Below are 14,278 nucleotides of genomic sequence, written 5' to 3'. Positions count from 1 at the left end.
GAAGGACTCGAGAGCTTACACCATGGGGTGGCTCAGGTCTTCCCGCCCGGGGTTAAAAATAATTAATTGACCAAGGAGAACGATCGTTCTACTGTAGATTGCATGAACGATATCACTCGCGAAATTATCCTCGACGTTACCGAAAAGTTGATCTACCGAAATGGCATCGCTGCCACCGGCATGGATCTTCTGGTGAAAACCGCCGGCGTCTCCAGAAAGAGCGTCTACCGCTACTTCGCCAACAAGGACGAACTGGTGATTGCCGCCCTGCAACGCCGCGACGAGCGCTGGATGCACTGGCTGCGCAACGAAGTTGAACACCACGCCACCACGGGCGAGCGCCTGCTGGGTGTGTTCAGCGCGTTGAAAACCTGGTTCGGCTCCGATGACTTTCGCGGCTGCGCCTTCATCAACACCAGCGGCGAGACCGGCGACCCGCAAGACCCGGTGCGCCTGCTGGCCAAGGCCCATAAACAGAAGCTGTTCGAATATGCCCTCGAACTGTGTCAAGCACATGGCACCCCCAACCCGGAACGCCAGGCCGCGCACCTGCTGATCCTGATTGATGGCGCCATTACCGTAGCCCTGGTCATGGGCGACTCAACCGCTGCCGATAACGCGCAATCCATGGCGCGAACTTTATTGCAACTTTGACCTGACTTTTAAACCTGTTAAGGAGCCGTCCCATGTCATCTAACCCAGAAATACGCCCGCCGTTGCCGCCATTCACCCGTGAATCGGCCATTGAAAAAGTTCGCCTGGCCGAGGACGGCTGGAACTCCCGCGACCCGCAACGGGTATCCCTGGCGTATACCCTGGATACCCAATGGCGTAACCGCGCCGAGTTCGCCCATAACCGCGAGGAAGCCAAGGGTTTCCTGACCCGCAAATGGGCCAAGGAACTGGATTATCGGTTGATCAAGGAGTTGTGGGCGTTTACCGGCAATCGCATCGCGGTGCGTTATGCCTATGAATGGCATGACGACTCCGGCAACTGGTTCCGCTCCTACGGCAACGAGAACTGGGAGTTTGATGAGAATGGCTTGATGGCGAACCGGTTTGCCTGCATCAACGACATGCCGATCAAGGAAAGCGAGCGCAAGTTCCACTGGCCGCTGGGACGGCGTCCGGATGAGCATCCGGGGTTGTCAGAGCTTGGGTTGTAAACAACAACCTGTAGGAGCGAGCTTGCTCGCGAGGGACGTTAACGATAACGCGGGAAGCCTGGCACCCCGCGTCGTCCTCAGGTTTTTCGCGAGCAAGCTCGCTCCTACAGTTGAACGGTTGTCAGTCCTGGTTCAGGCCTACCCGGTACAACACGCCGTTATCTTCATCCGTCAGCACATACAGGTAGCCATCCGGTCCCTGACGCACATCGCGGATCCGCGCTTTCAAACCGCCCAGCAGCCGCTCTTCGTGGATGACCTTGTCACCGTCGAACTGCAATCGAATCAACTCCTGGCTCACCAGTGCGCCAATAAACACGTTGTGCTGCCAAGCCTTGAAGCGGTCGGCATCGTAGAACGCCATGCCGGTCACGCCTGGTGATTTCTCCCATACGTGATGCGGTGCAACGGTGCCTTCGGCGGTCTTGCCCTTGGCCTCGGGAATCGGCGTCAGGGAATAGTTGATGCCGTGGGTCGCCAGCGGCCAGCCGTAGTTTTTCCCACGCTCGATGATGTTGATCTCATCCCCACCACGCGGGCCGTGCTCGTTTTCCCAGAGAGTGCCGCTCCACGGGTTCAGCGCCGCGCCCTGAGGATTACGCTGGCCGTAGGACCAGATTTCCGGCCTCACACCTTCCTGGCCGACGAAGGGATTGTCTTCGGGTATACGACCATCCGGGAAGATCCGCACGACTTTGCCTTGCAGCTTGTCGAGGTCCTGGGCGGTGGGTCGGTCGTTGTTTTCCCCCAGGGTCACGAACAGGTAACCATCGCGGTCAAACACCAGCCGTGAGCCGAAGTGGTTGCCCGTGGACAGCTTGGGCTCCTGGCGCAGGATCACCTTGAAGTCCTGCAGGCCACTCAGGTCATCGCTCAAGCGTCCGCGCCCGACGGCGGTGCCGGCAGTGCCGTTCTTGCCCCCGCCTTCGGCGTAGGACAGGTACACCAGGCGGTCCTCCTTGAAGTCGGGTGACAGGACCACGTCCAGCAAACCGCCCTGCCCTTTGGCAAACACTTCAGGCACGCCCGTCAGGGGCGCGGACAGTTTGCCGTCAGGGCTGACAAACCGCAGGTTGCCGGGACGCTCGGTGACCAGGAAGCCTTTTTTGTCCGGCAGGAAGGCCACGGCCCAGGGATGATCCAGGCCCTTGGCAATCGGGGTGACAGTGATACTCCCCTGCTCGCTGGGGAACTGTTGGGTGTCGGCCGCCGAAACGGGCAGCGTCAGGGGCAGCAAGGCAGCGGCGCAGAAGGTCGCCAGGAGGGTTTTGCGTAGAAACATACGGTGGGTGTCCTTGTCGTTTTTACACACTCAATCGCCGCGATTGCCATTGGCGTCGCGAGTGGGAGCTTTGGGCTGGATGGCCGGCGGGGTCTGTCGGCTGTCGCGGCGCTGGACGCTATTGCCGATGCCGCCGTTTTGCAGGGTTGGTGGCCGCTGCGCCGGTGGAATGTAGGTACCCCGCGCAGCTGGCGCGTTGGGCTGGGTACCCTGCATGCTGTTGGGGTTGGCCTGGTGAATCGGGCCGTTGTAGGGGTTGTTGCTGCTGCCAGGCAGGTTTTGTGCCTGTGCCAACGAACTCAAGGCCAGGCCCATCGCCAATACCGCAAGGTGACGCAAACGGGTGTTCATGACAAAGCCTCTCTGGGCGCGAGTAATACGTGCTTTCGATAACACGCTACGCCTTGGGTTCGGCTTTGGTAACTAAATAGTTTCTCATCAGGTGTAACACGATCTGTCTGAAACCCCGGTGCCAGCCGGCTGGCCAGGGAAACTTTTGCCGAAACCGGCGTGTCACCTGAAGACCCCTACATCTTCAGGAAAACCGACATGCCACGGGCTATCTGGAAAGGCGCAATCAGTTTTGGCTTGGTACACATCCCTGTATCGCTGGTATCGGCCACGTCCTCCCAGGGCGTCGACTTCGACTGGCTGGACAAGCGCAGCATGGACCCGGTGGGTTACAAGCGCATCAACAAGGCCACCGGCAAGGAAGTCACCAAGGACAATATCGTCAAGGGCGTGGCCTATGAGAAAGGCCGCTACGTGATCCTCAGCGAAGACGAAATCCGCTCGGCCCACCCCAAGTCCACCCAGACCATTGAAATCATCGCGTTTGTGGCCAGCGACCAGATCCCGTTGCAGAACATCGACACGCCCTACTTCCTGGCGCCCGACAAGCGCGGCGGCAAGGTCTATGCGCTGCTGCGGGAAACCCTGAAAAAAACCCGCAAGGTCGCCCTGGCCAACGTGGTGCTGCACACCAAGCAGCACCTGGCGGCGCTGATGCCGCTGGAGTCGGCACTGGTGCTGGTGATGCTGCGCTGGCCCGCAGAAGTTCGCGGGCTGGATGAGCTTGAGCTGGGCAGCGACGTGACCAAGCCCACCCTGGCCAAGGGCGAGCTCGACATGGCCAAGCGCTTGGTGGAAGACATGAGCGCCGACTGGAAGCCCGAAGAATATCGCGACAGCTTCCAGGAAAAGATCATGGCGCTGGTGGCGAAGAAGGCCAAGGCCGGCAAGATCGAAGACGTGGAATCCAGCGAGGGTGAAGAGGAGCGCAAATCAGCCGATGTGATCGACCTGACGGAACTGCTCAAGCGCAGCCTGGCAGGCAAGAGCCCGGCGAAGAAACCTGCCGCGAAAAAAACCCGTAAGGCTTCATGAGGTAGACCGCCATGGCCAAGCCCCTGAGTGAATACAACGCCAAGCGCGACTTCGATGTAACCGCCGAACCTGCAGGCAGTGCGCCTCGCGGCAGGAGCCGGGCCCAGGCCTTGACCTTCGTGATTCAAAAGCACGATGCGCGCAACCTGCATTACGACTTTCGCCTGGAGCTGGATGGCGTGCTCAAAAGCTGGGCGGTGCCCAAGGGCCCGAGCCTGGACCCGAGCCAGAAGCGCCTCGCAGTGCATGTGGAAGACCACCCATTGGGCTACGGCAGTTTCGAGGGCAGCATTCCCGCTGGCCAATACGGCGCGGGTGACGTGATCGTCTGGGATCGCGGCGTGTGGCAGCCCCACGACGACCCGCGCAAAGCCTACGCGGCCGGCAAGCTGAAATTCACCCTGATCGGCGAAAAGCTCGCTGGCGACTGGACGCTGGTGCGCACGCGGCTCAAGGGCAGCGGCGACAAGGAGCAGTGGCTATTGATCAAGGAAAACGATCAGCAGGCGCGCCCGGCGGCAGATTACGACGTGGTCCAGGCCGAGCCGAAAAGCGTGCTGAGTGATGCAACGGTGGGACGCCCGAAAAAAACCGCCGCACCGAAAAAAACCACGCGCAAATCCTCAACCGCCCTGCCCGATCAGTTCACCCCACAATTGGCGACGCTGGTGGACCGCGCACCGGACGGCGACTGGGTGTACGAGATCAAATTCGACGGTTACCGCATCCTCACGCGTATTCGTGACGGTGAAGTGCGGCTGTTCACCCGCAATGGCCATGACTGGACCGACCGGCTACCGCGCCAGGCCAAGGCCCTGGAGGCGCTTAAACTCAAAGACAGTTGGCTCGACGGAGAGGTGGTCAGCTTGAACGCTGATGGGTTGCCGGACTTTCAGGCGTTGCAGAACGCCTTTGATATCGGCCGCAGCCTCGACATCGTCTACTACCTGTTTGACGCGCCGTTTCTGGATGGTCGCGACCAACGGGAAACGGCTGTTGAAGCACGCCGCGCCGCGCTGAAGAAAGTACTGCCTCGCAGCAAGAGCAAGCTGCTGCGATTCTCCGAGTCGTTTGCCGCCAACCAGCGGGACATCTTCGAAAGCGCCTGTGATCTGGCGCTGGAGGGCGTGATCGGTAAACGTGCGGGCAGCCTGTACGTCTCCAAACGCAGCCCGGACTGGATCAAGCTCAAGTGCCGGCTGCGCCAGGAGTTCGTGATCGTCGGTTTCACCCGGCCGCAAGGTTCACGCAGCGGTTTTGGTGCGCTGTTGCTGGCGGTCAATGACGACACCGGGCTGGTGTATGCCGGGCGCGTGGGCACCGGCTTTGATCAGGCCGCATTAAAGAAGATCAGTGAGCAGTTGAAAGCCTTGGAGCGCGATGCGTCGCCGCTGGCCAAACCGCTGACCAGCGCCCAGGCTCGTGGCGTGCACTGGGTCGAACCTCAATTAGTGGGCGAAGTGCAATTCGCCGAATGGACCCGCGAAGGCGTGGTGCGCCAGGCGGCCTTTGTCGGACTGCGTACCGATAAGCCGGTGGAGCAGATTGTTCATGAACAGCCGCGAGCAGCCAAGTCGCTGAAGGAAAAGCCGCTGAAGGAAAAACCGCGCAAAAAAACAACGGAGGCCGGTGCTGTGGCCGGGGTCAAGATCACCCATCCCGACCGAGTCATCGACACCCAAAGCGCTACACAGAAACTGCAACTGGCGCAGTTCTACGAGGGCATCAGCGAATGGATCCTACCCTTCCTGCGTAACCGTCCTGTGTCTTTGCTCAGGGCACCGGAAGGCATTGCCGGTAAACAGTTTTTCCAGAAGCACTCCGAGCACCTGGCGATCCCGAATATCAAGCAACTGGACCAGACCCTGGATCCAGGCCATGCGCGGCTGATGGAAATCGACAGCCCGGCCGCGCTGATCGGCGCGGTGCAAATGGGCACCGTCGAGTTGCACACTTGGGGCGCCACCGCAGACAAGATCGAAACCCCGGACCTGTTTGTGCTCGACCTTGACCCGGACCCGGCCCTGCCCTGGAAAAGCATGCTCGAAGCGGCACAACTGACCCTGTCGGTGCTGGAAGAGTTAGGGCTGGAAGCGTTCGTCAAGACCAGCGGTGGCAAAGGCCTGCACTTGGTGGTGCCGCTGGCGCGCCGGGACGACTGGGAAACGGTAAAAGCCTTCGCCAAGGCGATTGCCCAGTTCATGACGCAGCAGTTGCCGGAGCGTTTTACCGCGACCTCAGGCCCGAAAAATCGCATCGGCAAAATCTTTATCGATTACCTGCGTAACGCCCGTGGCGCCAGCACAGTGGCGGCCTACTCGGTGCGCGCACGCCCTGGCCTGCCGGTCTCGGTACCCGTGAGTCGTGATGAGTTGAAGGGTTTGCACGGTGCCCAGCAATGGACCGTCGCCAACTTGCACGAGCGTTTGCAGGGTTTGAAGAAGGACCCGTGGGCGGGCTATGCCAATCGGCAGAAGATCAGCAAGAAGATGTGGGACAAGCTGGGCGCGCATCCGCCAGGCTGATGCGCGCTCCAGCCAGGTTCAGATCAGGATGAAGATCAACGCCAAACCGGCGAAGATCGCCCACTTCTCCAGGTAGTAACGGGTGCGATTGCGCTTCTTCAGCTCTTTGCCCCGCAGGCGAATCTTGTACAGACGGGTAAAGGCACGGTTCAAGCCACCGGTCTTGTCCCCGGCATCGTTGGGCGAGCCGGCCGCAGCCATTACGTTGCGGCTGAACCAACGGTTGAACGCAGCCGCCCAGCGGTACTTCATCGGGCGTTCGATATCGCAGAACAGAATGATCCGGTTCTGCTCCGTGGTGTTTTCGGCGTAGTGGATGAATGTCTCGTCAAACATCACCGGCTCGCCGTCGCGCCAATAGTAGTTTTCACCGTCCACGTTGATGTAGCAGCCCGGGGAGTTCGGCGTGTCCAGCCCCAGGTGGTAGCGGTAGGAACCGGCGTACGGGTCACGGTGGCGTACCAGCTTGGAGCCCGGTGGCAATTCGGCAAACATCGCCGCCTTGATCGAGCCAATGCTTTGCACCAGCTCAGTGGTTCGCGGGCACAGCTTCATCGCGGACGGATGGCTGTCGCCGTACCACTTCAAGTAAAAGCGCTTCCAGCCCGACTTGAAAAACGAGTTAAAGCCCACGTCGTTGTATTGGTCAGAGCGCTTGATCTCGCCTGCGCGCAGCAGGTTCTGGCCTTCCAGGCGAATTTCTTCCCAGTGTTCCTGAAGCGGGCTCAGGTCTGGAAAGTCGCTGGGGGACAGGTACGGTCGGCTGGGCAGTTTGGAAAAGAGGTACAGAAAGCAGTTCACCGGAGCCAGGAAGGTCGAGTGATCGCTGAGCTGGCGGCCCAACTTGTGACGCACCCGGCCACGCAGGTGAACGTACGCAATGGAGGCAACGTAGAGAGCAACAATGATGAGTTTCAAGGTATTCGTCACAAGTCAGAAGAGAACAGGCTGCTCCTGCGTGCCCACGACGGCCGAGGATTGAAGATGCAGCACCTGAAATCACAATTCACAAATAGGCAACACGACGGGCTGGGCGACAATCCCGTCATGGCCATTAGCAGCTATTTTAGCCACACTTTGTAACCAAAGGTTAATCAAGAATTGTGAAAAGGTGTCCACTGAGTGTGCTGCGAGGGGGCGGGAGCGGGCTTGCCAGGCGGCAAGCCCGAGGGCTGTCGGGGTTAAACTTGCGGTTCGTCATCCTTGCGTGGGCGCAGGGAAAGCCGTTGTTCATCCAACTGCGAATAAGGCACAGACTCGCGCCGCGCCAAGACAAAATGGCGGCCCAGCGCAATCAGCACACCCAGCACCAATCCTCCAACCAGACTCAGCGCAATAACCAAGCCTTTTTTAGGCTTGATCGGGCTCAGCGGCTCCTGGGCACGGCGGTCAATGGTGACCAGTTTCAGGCCACTCATGTCGATGTTAAGGCTCTTCAGTCGCGCGACTTCAGCTCGCAACGGTTCAACATCCTGCAAGAAGATGTCTTCATTCCCACGCTTTTTCAGCACTTCCACTTCACGGTTGACCTGCAGCATCTGCAATTCTTTGCCAATCTCTGCAATGCGGCTGTTGGTGAAGTCGTCGTTGGTACGCGCCTGCAAGGCCGTACGCTCTGCCTCTAGCGCTTCGGTACCAAGGAAGTACAGCGGGATTTTCTGGTTATTGACCTCGGTGCGCATGACTTGATTCGAGCCGCTGCGCGATGCATCCGCCATAGAGGAAGGCGTCGTCGGCGTCTTGATGCCCATCGACTTGGCGATGGAAATAGCCTCGGCCAACTCCGCCAACCGATCCGTTCGCTCCATCTTCATTTGCAGGCGCAGGGCACCCAACTCGTCTTCCAATTGGGCCCGCTTCAGCCTGTCGGCCTCAAGCAGCTTGGCAATCTTCGATTCCTTATCGGTTTCGTAGTTGGAACGAGCCGCGTCAATCTTGCCCTTGAGTTCGTTCTGGCGGTTATTGACGATCACTTTCAGGTCCGCGCCGACCTGGGCACGTTCCATATCAATGGCGTAGTCCACAAAGCCGTTAAGAATGGCAACGCCATCGATGTCTTTCGGGTACTGCAACTCGAGCCGGATATAGCTGCTTAGGGAGTCGGCTTTTTTCGGGTCAGGCAGGATCAGGTTGATGGAGTTTCGGTTGAACTCTTCAAAACTCTGTTCAAGGCTTTGTCCGGATTTCTGAAACGCCTTGAACAAATCTTCATGGGACTTGAAGAATCCGAGGCGAGCTTCGTAGGAATCGAGTTGCGCCCCTACTTTGTTCAGAGCATCGGCCGGAGGCAGCTTATAGACTTCGGAACGGTTCAGTGCATCGAGTTCGTTGATGGCGGCAGGACGCAGCACGCTGCTGACCTGATACTCTCGTGGCGCCAGAAATGCATAGCCTACCCCCAGGACACCCGCCAGAAGCGTGCATCCCAACACCAACTTTTTTTGCCGCCAGATACCGTTAAACAGTTCAAACAGATCAATTTCGTCCGATGCCGGATGAGCTTGGAACCGAGGAGTTTTATTCAAAACTGGAGCACCTTAAAAAGTCGACGTCAACGGCCGCACATATTCATGAAAGACTGAATAACCACTTGAAACCAGGGACAACGCCCTGTGCGCAAGAAACACACGATCTATCGATGGTTATCGGACCACTGAGAACCCAGAAAAGTCCCACACACATGAAGGTTGTTTCCATTCAGATACCTGGATGTCATTGCCGATGCGCTGAGCGTAGACGAACTTGTAAAGAACCGTGTCTGAAACAGCGCATAAAATAGCGCTAAACACCCGGCATTATTAGGAAAATTCGTACGCAGTCATGTGAAACAAGACATTTCTCACAAAATCGATTCAGTTAATCCGTCAGGCCTCGGAAATCCGCCGCATTGTCTGGTCATTTTTTAATCAAAAAAAGGAATTTGTATGACATCTGTTTCAAAGGACGACTTTCAGGCGCTTCAGGGAGCCTGGGAACAAACGGCGCTAGAAGACAGCGGCGTGCTCAACCCTGCCGATGAGCACAGCGCTCCAGGCGCTATTACGACGATCGCGGGTGATCAATTCCAGGTGGTGACCGTCGACGGTGAGGTGTTACTGGCAGGCAGCTTTACGCTCGATGCCAGCACGGCACCCAAAAGCATTACCTGGGTTGATTCAATGGGTGAAGATGCTGGCAAGCAATTGCTTGCGAGTTACCAGCTGGAAGGTGATCACTTCATGTTCATCGCAGCAGATGAAGGCATGCCCCGCCCTACCCGTTTCAGTACTGGCCCGGGACAAACCATGCGTACCTTTGTGCGCAGAAGCTGAAGAGGCTGAACGTCCGTTCTTGCGACATGGTTTTCACATGGCCTTCACTTATCGGCCTATAGGGTGAAGGCTACCTACTCCAGTGAACACCTTGGCCCGCCGTCCTCGCGGGCTTTTTTTTGCCTGTTCGGCAGCCAGTCAGGCCGGACGCTTGATGGCGGTGAGGGTGTAGCACATCGGCAATTGCGCAGGCTGGTTTTCGTACTGGTCGTAGAGCTCCTCGCGATTGGAGTGCGCGAACTCCTGCAGATGGCTGATCTGCAACCCGGCAGCGATGGCCCCGTTGACGATTTCTCCCAGGGTGTGCACGAACCAGTAAGAAGCAGCCGCAACGCCTTCCGTCTCACCTTCGTAGACGATGGCCTCCTGCTGCACAAAAGGCTCGCGCTGAAAGTACGAGCTGACGGGCAACATTGGGTTGGGCGCCGTCGGGTCGAATACTTCCAGGAACGGATGGGTCTCGTAAATCACCAGGCTGCCGCCTGGCTTCAGGGTGCTGGCGACGTGGGCCATGAACAGCGCGATGTCCGGCATCCAGTTCAGCACGCCGATGGTAATCAAGGCGAGATCAAAGCGTTGGGCCAATCCACGGGGCAAATGGTGAATGTCGGCCTCGATGAATTCCGCCTTGTACGGGGACGCGTCGGCCAACTCACGAGCTTGCTGCAGAAAGGCCTCGGACTGATCGATCCCCACCACCGTGCGCGCGCCCAACCCGAACAGCGACAGGCTTTCGCGGCCATTGTTGCAGCCCAGTTGCACCACATCCTTGCCCTCGACACCGACCTTGCGCAGCAATGCGGTCAACGTCGGGGCCAAACGCGAAAAGCCGGGTTTGGCGACATCCTCAAGCAAGGCCTTCCAGTTGGCGGTGTTTTTATGCAGCCTGGCGGATTCGTTCCAAGCGTCCTTGTTGCTGGATATAGCCTCTTGGGCTGACAGCATGTCCATTGCGTCTCCAAAACGTTCTAGTCATTGCGACAAAAGAAGTCCGCCCTACACCAAAAGCCTCGCCATCCTTGAACCGGTAAAGAGCCTTCACTGTAGGGCGAACGTGCGGAAAATAAGCCAGGCTTATGGGATGTTCAACTGTTAACAATAAAAATCCCTGAAAAAACCTCCTCCGGCGCTATTTTTCGATACACATGGCTCCACTTTGTAAATGTTTGTGCTTGTACGACGCTTGCGTCAGAAACTATCAACACGTGCCATGGGTCATTATCGCTACCGACCTCTCGCTTGAAGACCGTGCCATGGCCACTCGCTCTGACCTGCGCAACACCCTGTCCCTGGACGGCCTGAACTTCTTCCTGGCGGATGTCCGTGACGGACTGGGGCCCTACCTGGCGATTTATCTGCTGGCCGTGCACCACTGGGACCCCGCCAGTATTGGCGTGGTTATGACCATCGCCGGCATCGCGGCACTGCTCACTCAGACGCCCGCCGGAGCGCTGATTGACCGCACCCGCAGCAAGCGGGCCGTGATCGCGGTCGCCGCCCTGTTGGTGACCGCCAGTTGCCTGCTTCTGCCTTTTGTCAGCTCCTTCAGCCTGGTGGCGCTGACCCAGGCGGCCAGTGCTGCGGCGGCCTCGGTGTTCGCGCCGGCCATCTCGGCGATTTCCCTTGGCATCACCGGCCCGCGCGCCTTTACCCGCCGCACCGGTCGCAACGAAACCTTTAACCACGCCGGTAACGCGGTTGCAGCCCTGCTCGCCGGTGGGTTCGCCTATCTGTTTGGCCCCGTGGCGGTGTTTTACCTGATGGCGGTCATGGCGGTGGCCAGCGTAATTGCGGTCAGTTGCGTGTCAGCCGAAGCAATCGATCACGAAGTCGCGCGGGGTTTCGACCCTGCCCACGGTGCCGAACACGAACAGCCGTCGGGGATGACCGTGCTTATGGCGAACAAGCCATTAATGCTGTTCGCGATCTGCTGCGCACTGTTTCACTTGGCCAATGCAGCCATGTTGCCGCTGGTCAGCCAGAAGCTGTCGCAGATCAACCTGCAAATGGCCACGCCACTGACCTCGGCCTGCATTGTCGCGGCGCAACTGGTGATGGTGCCGGTGGCCTGGCTGGTGGGCGTAAAAGCCGACGTGTGGGGGCGCAAACCGCTGTTGCTCGCGGGGTTCATGATCCTGCCGCTGCGGGGCGTGCTGTATACGCTGTCCAGTGATCCTTATTGGCTGGTGGCGGTACAGATGCTCGACGGCGTCGGCGCCGGGGTGTTCGGCGCGCTGTTTCCGGTGATTGTCAAAGACCTCACCCAAGGCACCGGGCGCTTCAATGTCAGCCTGGGGGCGCTGTCCACGGTATTCGGACTGGGCGCGGCACTGAGCAGCAGCCTGGCGGGTTTTGTCGTGCAGTGGGCGGGTTACAACGCCGCGTTCCTGACACTGGCGTGTGTGGCTGCCGTCGCGTTGGGGCTGGTGTGGGTGGCGATGCCCGAGACTCAGGCGAATCCATCCGTGCAGCGCCATACAACTCCCGCCTGACATATGCGACAATGCGCGCCAAATTCCAACATGCACCCATTTTTCTGCTCAGCGACTGGGCCTCAAGCCTTGATGTCGCTGCCGACGTATGCCCGTTGGCCCGGGCCACAAAATGGGCCCGGCTCAAATTAGCGCACTCCAAGCTATTGATAGGTAAAGTAATTGATCTCCACAGCTAACATCACCATGCAGTTCGGCGCCAAGCCGCTATTTGAGAACGTTTCGGTCAAGTTCGGCGCAGGCAACCGTTATGGCCTGATCGGTGCCAACGGTTGCGGCAAGTCGACCTTCATGAAAATCCTCGGTGGTGACCTCGACCCGTCCGGCGGCCAGGTCATGCTGGAGCCGAACGTGCGCCTGGGTAAACTGCGCCAGGACCAGTTCGCCTACGAAGAATTCACCGTACTCGACACCGTGATCATGGGTCACGAAGAGCTGTGGAAGGTCAAGGCCGAGCGCGACCGCATCTACTCGCTGCCGGAAATGACCGAAGACGACGGCATGGCCGTTGCCGAGCTGGAAACCGACTTCGCCGAGATGGACGGCTACACCGCCGAATCCCGCGCCGGTGAATTGCTGCTGGGCCTGGGTATCGGCATCGAGCAGCACAATGGCCCGATGAGCGAAGTGTCGCCAGGCTGGAAACTGCGCGTATTGCTGGCCCAGGCGCTGTTTTCCGATCCGGAAGTGTTGCTGCTCGACGAGCCAACCAACCACCTGGACATCAACACCATCCGCTGGCTGGAAAACATCCTGACCCAACGTTCGAGCCTGATGATCATCATCTCTCACGACCGTCACTTCCTGAACAGCGTCTGCACCCACATGGCGGACCTGGACTACGGCGAGCTGCGCCTGTTCCCGGGCAACTACGACGAATACATGACCGTGGCGACCCAGTCCCGCGAGCAGTTGCTGTCGGACAACGCCAAGAAGAAGGCCCAGATCTCCGAGCTGCAATCCTTCGTCAGCCGCTTCTCGGCCAACGCCTCGAAAGCCAAGCAGGCCACTTCCCGCGCCAAGGCGATCGACAAGATCCAGCTGGCCGAAGTCAAGCCATCGAGCCGCGTCAGCCCGTTCATCCGCTTTGACCAGACCAAGAAGCTGCACCGCCAGGCGGTCATCGTTGATCGCATGGCCAAAGGCTTTGACGGCAAGACGCTGTTCAAGGACTTCAGCTTCCAGGTTGAAGCCGGCGAGCGCGTGGCGATCATCGGCCCGAACGGTATCGGCAAGACCACCCTGCTGCGCACCCTGGTCAACGAACTGTCCCCGGACGCCGGTACCGTCAAATGGACCGAAGCCGCCGAACTGGGCTATTACGCCCAGGACCACGCTTCGGACTTCGAAGACGAGTCCAACCTGTTCGACTGGATGGGCCGCTGGACCAAGGAAGGTGAACAAGTGGTTCGTGGCACCCTGGGCCGCATGCTGTTCTCCAACGATGAGATCCTGAAGTCGGTGAAGGTGATTTCCGGTGGTGAGCAAGGCCGCATGCTGTTCGGCAAGCTGATCCTGCAAAAGCCGAACGTGCTGATCATGGACGAACCGACCAACCACTTGGACATGGAATCCATCGAGGCGCTGAACCTGGCGCTCGAGAACTATCCGGGCACGCTGATTTTCGTCAGCCATGACCGTGAGTTTGTGTCGTCCCTGGCCACTCGCATTATCGAGCTGAGCCCGAGTGGTGTGATCGACTTCAGCGGTACTTATGATGATTACCTGCGTAGTCAGGGTGTGGTTTTCTAAGCACTGCTAGTTGTTTGAAATGCAAAAAGCCCCGTCCAATGTGATGGGGCTTTTTTTTGGGGTTGGGGTTGGGGTTGGGGACATATCCGTTGCTTCGGTAACGGCTGCTTAGGGTTCCGCTCTTACAGCGGCTCACTTTTGAACAGCGCAAAAGTAAGCAAAACGCTCTTGCCCCACCACTCGGTGCCTCGCCCAGGCTCGGCATGCCCGCACTCCGGCACGCTTCCGCGGGCCGCCGCGACGGCCCGTCCCTGGCCCGTCGCGGCTAAACCGGCGTCCTGCCGGTTTACCCGCTCCACCGTGCCTACTTGCGGCCATCGTGGTTTAACGGGGCGCCTAAGATCAAAATCAAAAGCCAGATCAA

12 protein-coding genes are annotated in these 14,278 nt (G+C 58.9%); 7 read left to right on the top strand and 5 right to left on the bottom strand.

The annotated features are described in order from the left end of the window. Positions 1-102 precede the first annotated feature (102 nt). Entirely contained in the window at positions 103-654 is a 552-nt protein-coding gene (locus tag HBJ59_RS17485; protein ID WP_167664235.1) for a TetR/AcrR family transcriptional regulator, read from the top strand. A 32-nt stretch (positions 655-686) separates the two neighbouring features. Then, positions 687-1,166, top strand: a complete 480-nt coding sequence (locus HBJ59_RS17480; RefSeq protein WP_167664234.1) for a nuclear transport factor 2 family protein — start codon at positions 687-689, stop codon at positions 1,164-1,166. 121 nt (positions 1,167-1,287) lie between these two features. Here the strand turns inward: HBJ59_RS17480 and HBJ59_RS17475 are convergent, their stop codons facing one another. Beyond that, on the bottom strand, positions 1,288-2,448 hold the full coding sequence (locus HBJ59_RS17475) for a PQQ-dependent sugar dehydrogenase (protein WP_076013573.1): 1,161 nt from the start codon (positions 2,446-2,448) through the stop codon (positions 1,288-1,290). A 30-nt stretch (positions 2,449-2,478) separates the two neighbouring features. Further along, positions 2,479-2,799 carry a hypothetical protein gene (locus tag HBJ59_RS17470; protein WP_076013574.1) on the bottom strand — a complete coding sequence of 107 codons (321 nt, stop codon included), beginning with the start codon at positions 2,797-2,799 and terminating at the stop codon, positions 2,479-2,481. A gap of 198 nt (positions 2,800-2,997) precedes the next feature. Between HBJ59_RS17470 and HBJ59_RS17465 the strand changes: the two genes are divergently transcribed. Together HBJ59_RS17465 and ligD are read left to right on the top strand one after the other, a co-directional pair. Beyond that, positions 2,998-3,834 carry a Ku protein gene (locus HBJ59_RS17465; protein ID WP_076013575.1) on the top strand — a complete coding sequence of 279 codons (837 nt, stop codon included), beginning with the start codon at positions 2,998-3,000 and terminating at the stop codon, positions 3,832-3,834. Between the two features lie 11 nt (positions 3,835-3,845). After that, the gene (gene ligD, locus HBJ59_RS17460) at positions 3,846-6,359 is read left to right on the top strand and encodes a DNA ligase D (RefSeq protein ID WP_167664233.1); all 2,514 of its coding nucleotides are present in this window, start codon (positions 3,846-3,848) and stop codon (positions 6,357-6,359) included. An 18-nt stretch (positions 6,360-6,377) separates the two neighbouring features. Here ligD and lpxO read toward each other — a convergent pair whose 3' ends face one another. Continuing rightward, entirely contained in the window at positions 6,378-7,277 is a 900-nt protein-coding gene (lpxO, locus tag HBJ59_RS17455; RefSeq protein WP_076013577.1) for a lipid A hydroxylase LpxO, read from the bottom strand. Positions 7,278-7,540: 263 nt separating this feature from the next. Continuing rightward, positions 7,541-8,884: a Wzz/FepE/Etk N-terminal domain-containing protein gene (locus HBJ59_RS17450; protein WP_167664232.1), complete on the bottom strand. Its 1,344-nt coding sequence runs from the start codon at positions 8,882-8,884 to the stop codon at positions 7,541-7,543. A 399-nt stretch (positions 8,885-9,283) separates the two neighbouring features. Here HBJ59_RS17450 and HBJ59_RS17445 point away from each other — a divergent pair, with 399 nt between their 5' ends. Continuing rightward, positions 9,284-9,670: a TIGR03067 domain-containing protein gene (locus HBJ59_RS17445; RefSeq protein WP_076013579.1), complete on the top strand. Its 387-nt coding sequence runs from the start codon at positions 9,284-9,286 to the stop codon at positions 9,668-9,670. Between the two features lie 138 nt (positions 9,671-9,808). Here the strand turns inward: HBJ59_RS17445 and HBJ59_RS17440 are convergent, their stop codons facing one another. After that, positions 9,809-10,621, bottom strand: a complete 813-nt coding sequence (locus HBJ59_RS17440; RefSeq protein ID WP_167664231.1) for a bifunctional 2-polyprenyl-6-hydroxyphenol methylase/3-demethylubiquinol 3-O-methyltransferase UbiG — start codon at positions 10,619-10,621, stop codon at positions 9,809-9,811. Between the two features lie 302 nt (positions 10,622-10,923). On the opposite strand from HBJ59_RS17440, the gene HBJ59_RS17435 reads away from it, so the two are divergent. Together HBJ59_RS17435 and HBJ59_RS17430 are read left to right on the top strand one after the other, a co-directional pair. Continuing rightward, positions 10,924-12,162, top strand: a complete 1,239-nt coding sequence (locus HBJ59_RS17435) for an MFS transporter (RefSeq protein ID WP_167664230.1) — start codon at positions 10,924-10,926, stop codon at positions 12,160-12,162. A gap of 162 nt (positions 12,163-12,324) precedes the next feature. Next, positions 12,325-13,914: an ABC-F family ATPase gene (locus HBJ59_RS17430; protein ID WP_076013582.1), complete on the top strand. Its 1,590-nt coding sequence runs from the start codon at positions 12,325-12,327 to the stop codon at positions 13,912-13,914. Positions 13,915-14,278 lie beyond the last annotated feature (364 nt).

Source organism: Pseudomonas sp. AN3A02, from assembly GCF_011765255.1.
Classification (GTDB): domain Bacteria; phylum Pseudomonadota; class Gammaproteobacteria; order Pseudomonadales; family Pseudomonadaceae; genus Aquipseudomonas.
Note: the sequence above shows the minus strand (reverse complement) of the source record. Positions and strands in the feature narration are given on the sequence as shown.